Origin of the sequence: uncultured Tateyamaria sp., from assembly GCF_947488715.1 — a bacterium.
In the GTDB taxonomy this organism is placed as follows: domain Bacteria; phylum Pseudomonadota; class Alphaproteobacteria; order Rhodobacterales; family Rhodobacteraceae; genus Tateyamaria.
In genome coordinates, this window is the sequence record NZ_CANLAG010000003.1 from 373,521 (window position 1) to 387,513 (window position 13,993).

A 13,993-nucleotide genomic window follows, 5' to 3' on the forward strand; every position below is an offset into this window, starting at 1 on the left:
AACCCGGAACCTGCGCAGACGTGTCTGTGCGCGGACGCCTGCGATCCTGTGCGATTTGGCCCCTCGCCAGCGCGCGGCAAAAGGCGTAATGCACATGCATGGCCCGCTATATCCCCCTCGCGGACGCCGCCGACCTGCCTTTGTGGCGACGCCCCATCACACTGCTGTTCCTCATGGCCTTTGCCATGCCCATCGGCTTTTCCGTCTGGCTGGCACTGCTGAACAACTTTGTGGTTGAGGCTGCGAATTTCGACGGCGGTGACATCGGCCTTCTGCATGCCGTGCGCGAAATTCCGGGCTTTCTGGCCGTCGGCGTGATCGTCGTGATCATGTTCATGCGCGAGCAGGTGCTGGGCCTGCTGTCACTGGTCATGCTGGGCGTGGCCACCGCCCTGACCGCACAATTCCCCGAAATGCGCGGCATCCTGATCCTGACCTTCATCAGCTCGGTGGGCTTTCACTATTACGAGACGGTCAACCAGTCCCTGCAACTGCAATGGATCGAGAAAGAGCGCGCGCCCCAAATGCTCGGCTGGCTCCTGGCCGCTGGCAGCTTTGCCACCTTCCTCGTCTACTTCGTCATCATGGTCCTGTGGGAGCCCTTGGGCCTGACCTACAACATCGTCTACATGGTCGGCGGCGGCATCACGGCGGCCATCGCCATCTTTGCCATGCTCGCCTATCCACAATTCGAGGCCCCAACCCCCCAGCTCAAGACCTTCGTGCTGCGCAAACGCTACTGGCTCTACTATGCGCTGCAATTCATGTCGGGCGCGCGCCGCCAGATCTTTATGGTGTTCGCGGGCTTCATGATGGTCGAGAAGTTCGGCTTCGAGGTGCACGAGCTGACCGCGCTCTACCTGATCAACCTTGTGGTCAACATCGTCGTGGCGCCCCTGTTGGGGCGGATCGTGGCGCGCTTTGGCGAACAACGAGCGCTGATCTTTGAATACGCGGGGCTGGTGCTGGTCTTTCTGGCCTATGGCGGCGTCTACTTCCTCGGCTGGGGGCTGATTGTAGCGGCGGGGCTCTATGTGCTCGATCATATCTTTTTCGGGTTGGCACTGGCGCTCAAGACCTACTTCCAGAAAATCGCTGACCCGCAGGACATCGCGCCCACCGCGGCTGTGGCCTTCACGATCAACCACATTGCTGCCGTGGCGCTGCCTGTGCCGCTGGGCCTCTTGTGGCTGGTGTCGCCGGGGGCTGTGTTCTTTCTGGCGGCGGGTATGGCGGCCACGTCGCTGACGCTGGCGCTGATGATCCCCCGTCACCCCGTGCCGGGACACGAGACGCGACTGGCCGGACCTGTGCCCGCGCCTGCCGAGTAAAATGGCTCAGGGCCGTTTCCTGACCGGGTCCACCATGGGCCACGTGTTGCGCATGACCGCAACAGGCGCGTTCGGGATCATGTTCGTCTTTCTGGTCGATGCGGCCAACCTGCTGTGGATTTCGCAACTGGGCCAGCCCCAGCTTGTCGCGGCCATCGGCTTTGCCTACGCGATCCAGTTCTTTTCGGTGTCCTCTGGAGTGGGTCTGATGATTGCCGCCACCGCCCTCGTGTCGCGCCGCATCGGCGAGGACGACCGCACTGCCGCCCGCGCACAGGCCGGGGCCGCACTTGCCATTGCGGCTGGGGTGCAGGGTGCTGTGGCCTGCATCATCTACGTGCTACGCCACGACCTTGTGACCCTCGCAGGGGCCGAGGGCGACACCGCCCGCCTCGCCGCGCGCTATCTGGGGCAGACGGTGTTTTCGCTGATCCCGATGGCGGTGGCCCTGATTGCATCAGGCGTGCTGCGCGCCGATGGCTACGGGGTCAAAGCGATGTATGTGACGTTTTTCTCGGGCGTGCTTTTGATGGTGATCGACCCCATCTTTATCCTCTGGTGGGGCATGGGGCTCGATGGTGCGGCGCTGGGACTGGTGCTGTTCCGTCTGTGTCTGATGGGCCTTGCCCTCTATTTCGCAAGCCTGCAGCTCGATCTGATCGGGCGGCCCGACTGGCACGCCGTGGCCCAGACCCTGCGGCCCTACATGGCCGTGGCATTGCCCGCGATTGCCACCCAACTGGCGACACCGTCGGGGAATTACCTGCTCACCATCGTGATGGCGCCCTTTGGCGATGATGCAGTAGCGGCTTGGGCCGTCGTGGGGCGTCTGACCGTGCTGGCCTTTGGCGGAGTATTCGCACTGTCGGGGTCAATCGGTGGCATCTTTGGCCAGAACTTTGGCGCGGGCCAATACGACCGGCTACGCAGCACCTACCGCGACGCGTTGATCTTTTGCGCTGTCTACACGGTGATCATGTGGGCGGTCCTGTGGGCCGTGACGCCTCTGGTCATCGGGGCCTTTGGCCTCACGGGGCAGGGGGCGGATGTGTTGCGCGCCTTTACCTCGGTGGGGGCGGGCGGCTTTGTCTTTGTCGGCGCGCTTTTCGTCGCCAATGCCGCGTTCAACAACCTTGGCAAGCCGGGCCGCTCGACTGTGCTCGGATGGATCAAGGACGGCGTGCTCAGTTGGCCCGCCGCCGCACTCCTGGCCGCCAGCTTTGGCGCGACCGGCGTGATCTACGGGCAGGCGGCGGCGGGCGTGATCATGGGCGGGCTTGCAGCACTGTGGGGCTGGCGCTATGTGGCGCGCCTGGGGCCGGATGTGGCCGCAACACCGCCCGCGCCACGCCCGTGGCCCAACCCTGACAGATATCGGAGCCGCTGATGCCCACCTGGACCGCCCTCACCACCCTGCAAGGCAAGGCGCAGGCCGACGCATTAGGAGCCGCCCTCGAGCACATGGATCCCGAGCCCACAGGCGTCGGCGTCTTCGAGGTCGAGGACGGATCGGGCCTGTGGGAGGTCGGCGCCTATTTCACCGACCAACCCGATGACACCGCGCTCTTGCTGCTGGCGACAGCCATGGCGGCCAAGCCCTTCACCGTCTCCGAACTGCCCGAAACCGATTGGGTGGCCCATGTGCGGCGCGAACTCGCTCCGGTCGAGGCCGGGCGGTTCTTTGTCTACGGCAGCCACGACGCGGACAAGGTGCCCGCGGGCAAGACGCCCCTGCTGATCGAGGCGGCGATGGCCTTTGGCACCGGCCACCACGGCACGACGCTGGGGTGTTTGCGCGCGCTGGACACGCTGGCGAACGACGGATTTACGGCCGACCGCGTGGCCGACATCGGCTGCGGCACCGCCGTTCTGGCCATGGGCGCCGCGACGCTCTGGTCCGAGGACGTGATTGCCAGCGACATCGACCAACAGGCCGTCGAAGTGGCAATGGCCAACCTCGCCGCCAATGACATGACCGGTCAGGTCCGTGTGGTCGAGGCCGCCGGGTTCGACCATCCAGAGCTTGCAGGCCCCTTTAACCTGATCTTTGCCAATATCCTCAAAGGCCCTTTGATCGCCCTGGCACCCGACCTCACCGACCGGCTCGTGCCGGGCGGCTATGCGATTCTGTCGGGCATTCTCAACGAACAGGCCGACGAAGTGGCCGGCGTTTATGCACAGCTTGGAAACAGTCTTGCCCTGCGGGCGGAGATTGGTGAATGGACGACCCTGACGCTTCAAAAAAAGCCATAATTAGGCGCGGTTTTTAGGGGCATTTGACGCATTTGCCCAGATTTCGCCACATTTCAGGCGCACCTTGATCCTCGAACACGGTGGGGGCCGGTTTGATGTAACGAGGCTGCCATGGCTGTTGAAACCCAAGCACACTTCCACAAACGCCTAGGTGCGGTTGGTCGCAAACACGCGGCCATGGCGCAGGGCTATACCACCCAAGTTCGCGGCGACGGTCTGATCGTCGTCAAGACCAAGCGCCGCAAGGCATCGCGTTTTGTCCCGCTCAAGGGATTGGCCGCGCTGATGTTGGGGTTCTTTATCTTCAAGGCATTCATGCTCTCGTCGCTGGGTGAGATCACCTATAACGAGCGCGTCGCCAAGCTTCAGCAGGGCACGCAGATCGAACAGGGCGGCGCCTATGTGATGCAGATCGACCCGGTCACGCATTTCCTTGCCGGGTTCCTCGAACCGCTGACCTGAATTTTCTTTCTCTCTCTCTCTCGACCCTCCAAATGAAAAAGCCGCGAAACCCATCTGGTTTCGCGGCTTTGCCCTATTCAAGGGCGCAGTCCGAGGGGGAGAATTCGGATCGCTCAGTGGCCGTTGGCCACGTCTTCGATGTCGCCACGGACCAGACCGATATCGTCCAGTTCGCGGTCCGTCAGCGACGAGAGAGCGTTGCGGGTCACGCGGGCGTCGTTCCAGGCCACAACTTGGGCGACCAGATTGGCAACGAAGCCTTTGAATTGGCCTGCAACGGGGGCAGCGCCATATGCGGGGCGGGTGGTGTCGAAAGCAGCCATTGCAGCAGTCCTTTTATCGAATTGTCTTGCCGAACCATTCGGCGTTGTGCTGCGCATTTAGGCATGTTGAAAACCCCCGACAAGCAACGAAAAGACATATGTGCCATGCGTTAGCTGCATGTCGCAAATTCATGGTTAACCAACGGTAAATACGCAGTTAATTCTGCCCCAATGGCGACGGTACACCCCCATTTCCCATACCTATCGCGATGATGCAGACCTTGCCCGGGCGAAAAATATGCGCCTGCCTCTGCCCCTCACACGATTGCGTGAGAACTCTACAAACCCTGCCAAAAACACGCCTGGCTGTGGGAATGCCCACACTGTGCAGGTTCTGTCGCATTGCTGGCCGCATCCGCTAACGCTATATTGCGCCCATGCAGAACAGGTCCCAAAGCCAATGAAACACGAGGTTCCCACCCCCCGGAACCCCTACGCCATGGCGGAAAACGCCTTTGCGTCCGGATGGCACAGCGTGGATACAATCCCGCTCAAGGGCGAGGGTGCATTTCTGGTCTTGACGCTGTCCGGCCTCATCAGGCTTGCCAAGAACCGCCGCGACTATCGCAAGTTTCGCAAGGCCGATGGCTACGGTCCCAAGCGGCTGACAGTCAACGCGGTCGACACCGGCAACTATCTGGGCGCAATCGCCTGGAAATGGCCCGACCCCGCACCCTGACCACGACCCTGTCCGCACACAGAAAAGCGCCCAACACCGTTAACGCTTTGCGAATGTTCTTGTTTCGTGCTACGGCTTGGCAAAACCACAAGACCGAGCAGACAAGGGGCAACATCATGCGCATTCTAGGGATCGATCCGGGCTTGCGGCATACGGGCTGGGGCATCATCGATGCCGACGGCCCGCGCCTCAAACACATCGCCAACGGCATCTGCATGTCGCAGGGCGATGACCTCGCGCAGCGACTGCTCAGCCTTTTTGACCAACTCAGCACGGTGATCCGCGCCCACAGCCCTGATTCGGCCGCCGTCGAACAGACCTTTGTGAACAAGGACGGCGCCGGGACGCTGAAACTGGGGCAGGCGCGCGGGATTGCGATGCTGGTGCCGGCGCGGGCTGGATTGCCCGTGGGTGAATACGCACCAAACGCAGTGAAAAAGACCGTTGTGGGCGTGGGCCATGCCGACAAACGACAGGTCGCGCATATGGTCGCCATGCAGTTGCCGGGAGTCGAGATCGCGGGATCGGATGCGGCGGACGCACTCGCCATCGCCATCTGTCATGCCCATCACGGTGGCCGGGTGGCGCACCAACAGACGGCACCGACCAGCGGGCTGGCGGCTGCCATTGCGCGCGCCGAGGCGCAGGCCACCATATGATCGGCAAACTGACAGGGCGCATCGACTACCGCGCGGCGGATCACATCCTGATCGACGTGCGCGGCGTGGGATACATCGTCTATTGCTCCGACCGCACGCTGGCCGCGCTGCCGGGGCTTGGACAGGTCTGCGCTCTCTTTACCGATCTTGTGGTGCGCGAGGACCTGATGCAGCTCTTTGGCTTTCCCACGCTGGCGGAAAAGGAATGGCACCGCCTGTTGATGTCCGTGCAGGGCGTCGGGGCCAAGGCGTCGCTGGCCATTCTTGGCACGCTGGGCACCGATGGGGTCAGCCGCGCAATTGCGCTGGGTGACTGGAACGCGGTCAAGGCCGCCAAGGGGATCGGCCCCAAGATCGCCCAGCGGATTGTGCTGGATCTCAAGGACAAGGCCCCCACCGTGATGGCCATGGGTGGCACCGTGGCCGAGGCGATGGGCGACGCCGAGGCCGAGGGCGACATGCAGGTGATCGAACCCGTGGTGGTCGCCGCCCCGGTATCGACGGCGCAGGCGGATGCGCTCTCTGCCTTGGGCAATCTGGGCTATGGCCCGTCCGACGCGGCGGCGGCTGTGGCTCAAGCCGCAGGCGAAGCACCCGATGCCGATACGCCCGCCTTGATCCGTGCGGCATTGAAACTCTTGGCACCATCGGGCTAGGGGAAAGGGGCGCGCGGGATGTGCGCCTTGCGAAGGAACACGGATGACCCAAGGCTCTTCTGATCCCACCATGCGCCCCGAGGCACAGGCCGAGGACGTGGACCGCGCCCTGCGGCCACAGGTTCTTGATGACTTTGTGGGGCAGGCCGAGGCGCGCGCGAACCTGCGCGTGTTTATCCAGTCCGCGAAACAACGCGGCGAGGCGATGGATCACACGCTGTTCCACGGCCCCCCCGGTCTGGGCAAGACGACACTGGCGCAGATCATGGCGCGTGAATTGGGGGTCAGCTTTCGCATGACCTCGGGCCCGGTGCTGGCCAAGGCTGGTGACCTAGCCGCCATTCTGACCAACCTCGAGGCGCGTGACGTACTGTTCATCGACGAGATCCACCGCCTCAACCCGGCTGTCGAAGAGGTGCTCTATCCCGCACTCGAAGATTTCGAACTGGATCTCGTGATCGGCGAAGGCCCCGCCGCGCGCACCGTGCGCATCGAATTGCAGCCCTTTACGCTGGTGGGCGCGACGACGCGGATGGGGCTTTTGACGACGCCGCTGCGCGACCGCTTTGGCATCCCGACCCGGTTGCAGTTTTATACCGAGGATGAGCTTTTCACGATTGTCGAACGCAACGCCCGCAAGCTGGGCGCGCCTGCGGACGAGGGCGGTGCCCGCGAGATCGCCAAGCGCGCACGTGGCACCCCGCGGATCGCCGGGCGGTTGCTGCGCCGCGTGGTGGACTTCGCCGTTGTCGAAGGGGACGGGCGCGTGACGCAAGCGCTTGCCGATGCGGCGCTGACGCGTCTGGGCGTGGATCATCTGGGTCTGGATGGTGCTGACCGGCGCTACCTGCAACTGATGGCAGATCACTATGGCGGTGGTCCTGTCGGCGTCGAGACGCTGAGCGCTGCCCTGAGCGAAAGCCGTGATGCCCTCGAAGAGGTGATCGAACCCTATCTGTTGCAGCAGGGTCTGATCCAGCGCACGCCGCGTGGCCGGATGCTGGCGCAACGGGCGTGGCGGCATCTGGGCCTCGATGCGCCCAAGTCGCCCGGCGATTTGTTTGAATAAGGGTGAACCATGCGACCTGACGAAATCGAAGCCCTCTTTCGCCGCGAGAGCGGAGACTATGCCTTTGCCCGTTGGGGCCGTCCCATCGCGCCGGTGGTATTCGGCGTGACGGATGACACGCTGGGCGTGATCAAGGGCGCGATTGATGCCGTGTGCCAACTGGCGGGCCACGACACCGCCGAGACCGATACGGAACTGGGCGCGAACTTCATGTGGTTCTTTTTCAACGACTGGGCCGAATTGCCAGAGGTGCCAAGCCTCGACCGCATGATCCCGGACCTTGGCCCGCTGGTTGCGCGGTTGCAGGCCGTGGATGCGAACCAGTACCGTATCTTCCGCTTTGACGAACACGGCGCGATCAAGGCGTGCTTCGTGTTTCTGCGCATGGATGATGCGTTGGCCGCGGTATCGGCAGACACTCTTGCGCTCAGCCAGGTGGTGCAGTCGGTGCTGCTGTGGTCCGACCTGGCGTTCAGGGATCGCTCGCCCCTTGCGGTGGCTGGTGACACAACCGTGTTGCGTCCCGATATTGCTGCATTGATCCGTGCGGCCTATGATCCGGTGATGCCCGTGGCTGCGGATGATGGCAGCCACGCGCTGCGCCTGAGTGCGCGGATCACGCCCGCGCAATGACCTGTCCCCGCGGGGACAGTTTGAATAATACCGGTCTGTCCCCGCGGGGACAGGTCACAATTGCACCGCCCGGAAAGACTTTGCCATGCCCAAACTTCGCCTTCTCACCGCCGCTCTGACCCTGACTGCGACCGTTGCGGTGGCGCATCAGGGCGTGTCGAACCCGGCGGTGATGGCCCGCATGAATGCGATGAGCGCGATCAGTGCCAATGTGAAAACCCTGGGCACCATGGCCAAGGGGCAGGTGGCTTTTGACCGGATGGCGGCGCGGGCGGCCGCTGCGAGCATTGCCGATCATGCGACACGGTCCATTGACCTCTTTGAGGCACCGGAGACGGACCCCAAGTCAGAGGCCTTGCCTGCGATTTGGGACAACTACGCGGATTTCGCCGCCAAATCCGAGGACATGGTCCGCGTTGCGCAATCGTTGGCGGGGTCCATCGAAACGCTGGCCGATGTGCAGGCCGGGATGGAACCGCTGGGCCAGACCTGCGCCGCCTGTCACAAACTATACCGCGAATAGCCACACCAACCGAAAGCCGCGCGGTCCCCCAAAGGCGACCGCGCGGCAGGTGCCACCCCGAGGGGCAGCTACGCGCCCTCTGACGGGACGCGCGATTGGGCAAGCGCTCGTGTTGCGGCTTGGAGCGTTGCCCAATTCAGTGGACCACGACGACAGTCCCGGGCGATGCCCGCGTCGCGGCAGAACCTGGAAAATGCGCGGATGGTCGAGGCCGTGAGGTAGCCGTTGGCCCGGCCCGTTGCGTATCCCCGCTTGCGCAGCTCTTTCTGCAGAAGGCGGACATAGGCGTTCTTGTTGATCTTGTAAGTTGTCAGGAGTGCGCGGGCGTACACATCAGCGGGCGCATCGTTCACGATATCTTCAGAGGCGGTCCAAAAACGGTGCGCCTGCGTTCGCGCGGCCAGGTGCAGCCCTTCCTCAACGGCGGCCTTTGGGCGCAGTCCGGGCAGGGCCAGCAATTCGCTGCGCAGGGCAAGGTCGTTGCGGGGATGACCGCGCAGTCGCAAGTACCGCAGCAGGGTTTCGGTCGCGCGCAGATCGCCGTCCATGGCGCGTGTGTGCAGGCTGGCCAAAACGGCATCGAGATTACCATGGGTGCGCCCCGTCTTGGCCACCAATGCGACAAGGCGCAATTCTGCGATCCGGTCGGCGGCCACGGCGCGGGCATAGAGAGTTGCCCATCCGTCCTCCGGGTCGGAGGCGGCCCCAAGAGCGCGGGTGGCGTGCGCCCAGGCGAGGGTCGCAACGGCGCCGGGGATGTCGTCGTCGGCGGCCTGTTCCAATGCAGTGCGCGCGGCCTCGATTTGTCCGGTGCGCAACAGGTTGGCCCCCAGTGGCAGGCGCGACCGGGCGCGACCATGATCCACAGCGGCGCGAAACTGGGCAATGGCCGCATTGGTGTCGGGTTGGGTGCCGATCCCGGCCACGTGGAAGTGGCCCAAACGGTCCATGGCGCGCGCATCATTGTCGGCGGCCAGCGCGTGCATCTGTTCGAACGCCTGCGCGGGGTCGCTGTCGACCAAAGCCATGGCTGCGTCGTAACGCACCCGCGCAGACGGTACACCTGCTGCGTCCAGCAAAACCGGGGTCGCTGTGGCAGCGGCCAGCGATAAAAGCCAAAGAACCAATTTCATCATTACCAAACTCCGCAACAAGTGTGTGGCCCGTTCTAGGTCAGGGGCGGCGGTGTCTGCGACTGCTCATAGGTATAGGTTGCGGCGCATCGGGTTAGGTCAGGCGCGCACGCGGGATTGCGGCGCGTGGGCCGGGTCGCATAGAACAGGGCAAACCCCAGCCGCACAGGTTCCCATGACACCGCATCGTTTTCCGCTGACCGTCTATTACGAAGACACCGACATGGCCGGCATCGTCTATTATGCCAACTACCTGCGGTATATCGAACGCGCCCGGTCCGAGATCGTCGAAGAGGTGGGCGTGGACCAGAACGCCATGCGTGCCGAGGGCATCGTGTTTGCCGTCACGCGGGTCGAGGCGGATTACATCGGGTCGGCCCGGTTGGGTGACCGGCTGGAGGTGGTGACCACCCACCGTGCGGCCAGTCCGGTGCGCTGGACCTTTGATCAGGAAGTGCAGCGGGACGGCGTGGTGATTTTCCGCGCGCATGTGGTCGCCGTTGCGATGACAACAGCCGGGAAACCCACGCGGCTTCCTGCGGAAATCCGCGCAATGGGCGTAAAATAAGGCCGATCTGACGTCGAAGTGATAGCTTTCCCCTTTGCTGTGGCCTATGCTGGCGCGCAATAAGGGCCGGAAAAACGGGCCCGAGAGCAGAGAGCAGGCGGATGGAAGCAGAGACCCTCGCCCTGGCGCAGGAGATTGATTTCTCACTGTGGGGGCTTTTCGCACGTGCCACCCTGACCGTGAAGCTGGTGATGATCATGCTGATTGTCGCGAGTTTCTGGGCGTGGGGCATCATCGTACAAAAGTTGATCATTTACCGCCGCGCGCGGGCCGAGGCGGACCGGTTTGACCGCGCGTTCTGGTCCGGCGAGCCGCTGGATGGTTTGTTTGAACAGATCGGACCCGAACCCAAGGGGGCGGCGGAGAAGGTGTTTGCCGCCGGTATGATCGAGTGGCAGCGGTCGCACCGCGAGGATGGCGGGTTGATTGCCGGGGCCACCAGCCGGATTGACCGCAGCATGGATGTGGCGATCACCAAGCAGGCCGAGACATTGCAGGGCGGGTTGACCGTTTTGGCGACTGTCGGGTCTTCTGCGCCGTTCATTGGCCTGTTTGGTACGGTGATCGGGATCATGAACGCTTTTATCGAGATTGCAGAGCAGCAGAACACGAACCTGGCCGTTGTGGCGCCTGGCATTGCCGAGGCGTTGTTGGCGACGGGTTTGGGGTTGTTGGCGGCGATCCCCGCGGTGATTTTCTACAACAAGCTGAGTGCGGACAGTGATCGCATCGTGGCGGGCTATGAGGCCTTCGCCGACGAGTTTGCGACGATCCTGAGCCGCCAGTTGGACGGCTGAGCCATGGGCGCGGGTGTGGTCCAGAAGGACGGTGGGGGCAAGCGGCGCAGGCGCGGCGGGTCGCGCACGCGGCCCATGTCCGAGATCAACGTGACCCCCTTTGTCGACGTGATGCTGGTGTTGTTGATCATCTTCATGGTGGCGGCCCCGCTGTTGACCGTGGGGGTGCCGGTTGAGTTGCCCAAGACGGCTGCGGGCGCTTTGCCCACGGATCAGGAGGAGCCGCTGACCGTGACGGTGACCGCCGCCGGTGCGGTGCAGATCCAGACCACGGATGTGGCGCGGGATGAATTGGTGGCGCGGCTGCGCGGCATTGCGGCCGAGCGTGACAGTGACCGCGTGTTCCTGCGTGCGGATGGGGCGGTGCCCTATAGCGCGGTGATGGAGGTCATGGGGGCGCTCAACGCCGGGGGCTTTTCCAACATCGGTCTGGTGACGGATATCGGTGGCCCCACGCTGGACGGTGAGGGGCAGTAGCCTTGAACACCGGGCAGGTCATATCAGGGATCGGCCATGCGGGTCTGATCGGGTGGATCCTGTTTGGCGGGGCGTTCCAGTCCGAACCGCTGCCCTTTGAGGTGACCGAGGTGTCGGTGATTTCCACGGATGCGTTCGAGGCGTTGTTGACGGATGGTCCGCAGGACGACCCTGCAACGCCTGCGGCGTTGCCTGCTGTGCCCGAAGAGGTGCCGACGCCAGAGCCTGAACCACCTGCGCCAGAGCCGGAACCACCTGCGCCCGAACCAGAGCCCGAACCGGAGCCGCCCGCGCCTGAACCTGAACCAGAGCCGGTGACCACGCCCGAGGTGGCTCCGCGCCCTGTGCCGCGTGCCGCGGACCGTGTGGCACCCGAACCTGTTGCCCCGCCTGCGCCCGAAGCCACGCCAGACGACGTGCAGCAAGAGGCCGTGACCGCCGAAGAGGCGCCCGAGCAGCCCGTTCAAGAGCCAGAGCAAGAGGCCACGGCCCCCGAAGAGGCCACCACAGAGATCGTGACCGAGGCAGAAGAGCCCAGCAGTGCGCCCACCGCGTCACTGCGCCCGCCCGCGCGCCGTCCAAGCGCGCCCGCCCGTCCAACGGAAACCGCTGAAACCCCGCCCGCAGACCCGGAGCCACCCGCCGCGCCCGCTGACACGGCAGCCGATGTGGAAGACGCGCTGCGGCAGGCCCTTGAGGGCGGCGGCGAGACGGAAGTGCCGCAAGGCCCGCCGCTGTCGGCAGGGGAAAAGGACGCGCTGCGCGTGGCGGTGTCGAATTGCTGGAACGTGGGGTCGCTGTCTTCGGCGGCGCTCCAGACGACGGTGGTGGTGGCGGTCGACATGACGCAGGACGCCAAGCCGGTGAACGCCTCGATCCGCATGCTATCCAGCTCGGGCGGGTCGGAACAGGCGGCAAAACAGGCATTCGAGGCCGCGCGCCGGGCAATTATCCGCTGTACGCGGGACGGGTATGGCCTGCCCGTTGAAAAATACGGTCAATGGAAAGAAATCGAGATGACGTTCAATCCCGAAAGGATGCGTATCAAATGATCTATCGCGCAATTTGTATGGTTTTGGCCCTTGTCGTCGCGGCGCAGGCACCGACTGCCGCGCAGGCGCAGGCACCGACTGCCGCGCAGGCGCAGAACGGGCCGCTGCGGATCGAAATCACCGAAGGTGTGATCGAACCCTTGCCGGTGGCGATCCCTGATCTGGTGGCCGAAACACCCGGCAGCGCGGAGATGGGCCAACAACTGGCACGGGTCATTGCCGCCGATTTGTCCGGCACCGGCCTCTTCCGCGAATTGCCCGCCAGCGCCTTTATCAGCCAGGTCACCGATTTTGGCGCGCCCGTGCAATATGCCGACTGGAAGGCTATCAACGCGCAGGCCCTGGTCACGGGCGCAGTCACGGTGTCGGGCAACAACATCACCGTCAAATTTCGCCTCCACGACGTGTTTTCCGGCGCAGAGCTGGGCGACGGCCTGCAGTTTGCAGGCACGGTCGATGGCTGGCGGCGGATCGCGCACAAAGTGTCGGATGTCGTCTATAGCCGGATCACCGGCGAGGGCGGATATTTCGACAGCCGCGTGGTGTTTGTCAGCGAAAGCGGCCCCAAGGCGCAGCGCCGCAAGCGGCTGGCCGTCATGGACTATGACGGGGCCAATGTGCAGTACCTGACTGGGTCCGAGGCCATTGTGCTGGCCCCGCGGTTCTCGGCGACGGGCGACCGTGTGCTTTATACAAGTTACGAGACGGGGTTCCCCCGCATCTACGTGCTGGACGTGGGCAGCGTGCAGCGCCGGGTGCTGGAGAGCCAGCAGGGCGTGATGAGCTTTGCCCCGCGGTTTTCGCCTGATGGGCGCACGGTGGTCTATTCGCTGTCCCAGGGCAGCAACACGGATATCTTTGCGATGGATGTGGCCAGCGGCGCGTCCCGCCGTCTGACCAGCGGCCCCGCAATCGAGACAGCCCCGAGCTATAGCCCGGACGGTGCACAGATCGTGTTCGAGAGCGATCGGTCCGGGTCGCAGCAATTGTATGTCATGCCCAGCAGTGGGGGCGAGGCGCGGCGGATCTCTTTTGGCAAGGGTCGTTATGGCACGCCGGTGTGGTCGCCACGTGGGGACCTGATCGCCTTTACCAAGCAGTCACAGGGGCGGTTCCATATCGGCGTCATGCTCGTGGACGGGTCCGAAGAACGCCTGTTGACCGCCTCGTTCCTGGATGAGGGGCCGACATGGTCGCCCAATGGCCGCGTGATCATGTTTGCCCGCGAGACGCAGGGGGCAGCGGGGCGGTCAACGCTGTACTCGGTAGATATCACGGGCCGCAATTTGCGCCCGGTGCGCACGCCTGACGGCGGATCGGACCCGTCCTGGGGGCCGTTGCAGCGATAGGCGCACGTTTTCATAGCGCCACAGACGTG

Annotated in this window: 17 protein-coding genes; 15 read left to right on the plus strand and 2 right to left on the minus strand. The window is 64.0% G+C overall.

Annotation, left to right across the window (positions count from 1 at the left end; genetic code table 11):
• Positions 1–98: 98 nt before the first annotated feature.
• The 4 genes from Q0936_RS09670 (at position 99) to Q0936_RS09685 (ending at position 4,046) form a co-directional block, all read left to right on the plus strand.
• The gene (locus Q0936_RS09670; protein WP_299141493.1) at positions 99–1,331 is read left to right on the plus strand and encodes an MFS transporter; all 1,233 of its coding nucleotides are present in this window, start codon (positions 99–101) and stop codon (positions 1,329–1,331) included.
• A gap of 1 nt (position 1,332) precedes the next feature.
• Positions 1,333–2,718, plus strand: a complete 1,386-nt coding sequence (locus Q0936_RS09675) for an MATE family efflux transporter (RefSeq protein ID WP_299297153.1) — start codon at positions 1,333–1,335, stop codon at positions 2,716–2,718.
• A complete protein-coding gene (locus Q0936_RS09680) occupies positions 2,718–3,584 on the plus strand; it encodes a 50S ribosomal protein L11 methyltransferase (protein WP_299297150.1) in 867 nt (288 codons plus the stop codon). Before Q0936_RS09675 ends, Q0936_RS09680 begins: the two co-directional genes overlap by 1 nt.
• Positions 3,585–3,695: 111 nt before the next feature.
• Complete coding sequence (locus Q0936_RS09685; RefSeq protein ID WP_299141487.1) at positions 3,696–4,046, plus strand: hypothetical protein; 351 nt, start codon at positions 3,696–3,698, stop codon at positions 4,044–4,046.
• Between the two features lie 113 nt (positions 4,047–4,159).
• On the opposite strand, the gene Q0936_RS09690 is transcribed toward Q0936_RS09685, so the two are convergent.
• Positions 4,160–4,369, minus strand: coding sequence for a DUF1127 domain-containing protein (locus Q0936_RS09690; RefSeq protein WP_299141484.1), 210 nt, complete (start codon positions 4,367–4,369; stop codon positions 4,160–4,162).
• Positions 4,370–4,769: 400 nt separating this feature from the next.
• Here Q0936_RS09690 and Q0936_RS09695 point away from each other — a divergent pair, with 400 nt between their 5' ends.
• From Q0936_RS09695 to Q0936_RS09720, 6 genes are all read left to right on the plus strand, one after another.
• Positions 4,770–5,048 carry a hypothetical protein gene (locus tag Q0936_RS09695; RefSeq protein ID WP_299378068.1) on the plus strand — a complete coding sequence of 93 codons (279 nt, stop codon included), beginning with the start codon at positions 4,770–4,772 and terminating at the stop codon, positions 5,046–5,048.
• A gap of 116 nt (positions 5,049–5,164) precedes the next feature.
• The gene (ruvC, locus tag Q0936_RS09700; RefSeq protein WP_299297649.1) at positions 5,165–5,707 is read left to right on the plus strand and encodes a crossover junction endodeoxyribonuclease RuvC; all 543 of its coding nucleotides are present in this window, start codon (positions 5,165–5,167) and stop codon (positions 5,705–5,707) included.
• A complete protein-coding gene (gene ruvA / locus Q0936_RS09705; RefSeq protein WP_299297648.1) occupies positions 5,704–6,363 on the plus strand; it encodes a Holliday junction branch migration protein RuvA in 660 nt (219 codons plus the stop codon). Before ruvC ends, ruvA begins: the two co-directional genes overlap by 4 nt.
• Positions 6,364–6,406: 43 nt before the next feature.
• Entirely contained in the window at positions 6,407–7,432 is a 1,026-nt protein-coding gene (ruvB, locus tag Q0936_RS09710) for a Holliday junction branch migration DNA helicase RuvB (RefSeq protein WP_299297647.1), read from the plus strand.
• 9 nt (positions 7,433–7,441) lie between these two features.
• Positions 7,442–8,065, plus strand: a complete 624-nt coding sequence (locus Q0936_RS09715; RefSeq protein ID WP_299141468.1) for a hypothetical protein — start codon at positions 7,442–7,444, stop codon at positions 8,063–8,065.
• Between the two features lie 85 nt (positions 8,066–8,150).
• Positions 8,151–8,588 carry a cytochrome c gene (locus Q0936_RS09720; protein ID WP_299297646.1) on the plus strand — a complete coding sequence of 146 codons (438 nt, stop codon included), beginning with the start codon at positions 8,151–8,153 and terminating at the stop codon, positions 8,586–8,588.
• Positions 8,589–8,656: 68 nt separating this feature from the next.
• Here the strand turns inward: Q0936_RS09720 and Q0936_RS09725 are convergent, their stop codons facing one another.
• Entirely contained in the window at positions 8,657–9,724 is a 1,068-nt protein-coding gene (locus tag Q0936_RS09725) for a hypothetical protein (protein WP_299297645.1), read from the minus strand.
• Positions 9,725–9,896: 172 nt separating this feature from the next.
• Between Q0936_RS09725 and Q0936_RS09730 the strand changes: the two genes are divergently transcribed.
• The 5 genes from Q0936_RS09730 (at position 9,897) to tolB (ending at position 13,964) form a co-directional block, all read left to right on the plus strand.
• Entirely contained in the window at positions 9,897–10,289 is a 393-nt protein-coding gene (locus Q0936_RS09730; protein WP_299297644.1) for a YbgC/FadM family acyl-CoA thioesterase, read from the plus strand.
• 101 nt (positions 10,290–10,390) lie between these two features.
• The gene (gene tolQ, locus Q0936_RS09735; RefSeq protein ID WP_299141460.1) at positions 10,391–11,086 is read left to right on the plus strand and encodes a protein TolQ; all 696 of its coding nucleotides are present in this window, start codon (positions 10,391–10,393) and stop codon (positions 11,084–11,086) included.
• Between the two features lie 3 nt (positions 11,087–11,089).
• The gene (tolR, locus tag Q0936_RS09740; protein ID WP_299297643.1) at positions 11,090–11,563 is read left to right on the plus strand and encodes a protein TolR; all 474 of its coding nucleotides are present in this window, start codon (positions 11,090–11,092) and stop codon (positions 11,561–11,563) included.
• Between the two features lie 2 nt (positions 11,564–11,565).
• Positions 11,566–12,615 carry an energy transducer TonB gene (locus Q0936_RS09745; protein ID WP_299297642.1) on the plus strand — a complete coding sequence of 350 codons (1,050 nt, stop codon included), beginning with the start codon at positions 11,566–11,568 and terminating at the stop codon, positions 12,613–12,615.
• Entirely contained in the window at positions 12,564–13,964 is a 1,401-nt protein-coding gene (tolB, locus tag Q0936_RS09750) for a Tol-Pal system beta propeller repeat protein TolB (RefSeq protein ID WP_299297641.1), read from the plus strand. The genes Q0936_RS09745 and tolB overlap by 52 nt, the downstream gene beginning before the upstream one ends.
• Positions 13,965–13,993: the final 29 nt, after the last annotated feature.

Excerpts from the sequence above, each read along its gene's own strand:
- Q0936_RS09670 (WP_299141493.1), top strand. The coding sequence starts at position 99 with ATGGCCCGCTATATCCCCCTCGCGGACGCCGCCGACCTGCCTTTGTGG.
- Q0936_RS09675 (WP_299297153.1), top strand. The coding sequence starts at position 1,333 with ATGGCTCAGGGCCGTTTCCTGACCGGGTCCACCATGGGCCACGTGTTG.
- Q0936_RS09680 (WP_299297150.1), top strand. The coding sequence starts at position 2,718 with ATGCCCACCTGGACCGCCCTCACCACCCTGCAAGGCAAGGCGCAGGCC.
- Q0936_RS09685 (WP_299141487.1), top strand. The coding sequence starts at position 3,696 with ATGGCTGTTGAAACCCAAGCACACTTCCACAAACGCCTAGGTGCGGTT.
- Q0936_RS09690 (WP_299141484.1), bottom strand. The coding sequence starts at position 4,369 with ATGGCTGCTTTCGACACCACCCGCCCCGCATATGGCGCTGCCCCCGTT.
- Q0936_RS09695 (WP_299378068.1), top strand. The coding sequence starts at position 4,770 with ATGAAACACGAGGTTCCCACCCCCCGGAACCCCTACGCCATGGCGGAA.
- ruvC (WP_299297649.1), top strand. The coding sequence starts at position 5,165 with ATGCGCATTCTAGGGATCGATCCGGGCTTGCGGCATACGGGCTGGGGC.
- ruvA (WP_299297648.1), top strand. The coding sequence starts at position 5,704 with ATGATCGGCAAACTGACAGGGCGCATCGACTACCGCGCGGCGGATCAC.
- ruvB (WP_299297647.1), top strand. The coding sequence starts at position 6,407 with ATGACCCAAGGCTCTTCTGATCCCACCATGCGCCCCGAGGCACAGGCC.
- Q0936_RS09715 (WP_299141468.1), top strand. The coding sequence starts at position 7,442 with ATGCGACCTGACGAAATCGAAGCCCTCTTTCGCCGCGAGAGCGGAGAC.
- Q0936_RS09720 (WP_299297646.1), top strand. The coding sequence starts at position 8,151 with ATGCCCAAACTTCGCCTTCTCACCGCCGCTCTGACCCTGACTGCGACC.
- Q0936_RS09725 (WP_299297645.1), bottom strand. The coding sequence starts at position 9,724 with ATGATGAAATTGGTTCTTTGGCTTTTATCGCTGGCCGCTGCCACAGCG.
- Q0936_RS09730 (WP_299297644.1), top strand. The coding sequence starts at position 9,897 with ATGACACCGCATCGTTTTCCGCTGACCGTCTATTACGAAGACACCGAC.
- tolQ (WP_299141460.1), top strand. The coding sequence starts at position 10,391 with ATGGAAGCAGAGACCCTCGCCCTGGCGCAGGAGATTGATTTCTCACTG.
- tolR (WP_299297643.1), top strand. The coding sequence starts at position 11,090 with ATGGGCGCGGGTGTGGTCCAGAAGGACGGTGGGGGCAAGCGGCGCAGG.
- tolB (WP_299297641.1), top strand. The coding sequence starts at position 12,564 with ATGGAAAGAAATCGAGATGACGTTCAATCCCGAAAGGATGCGTATCAA.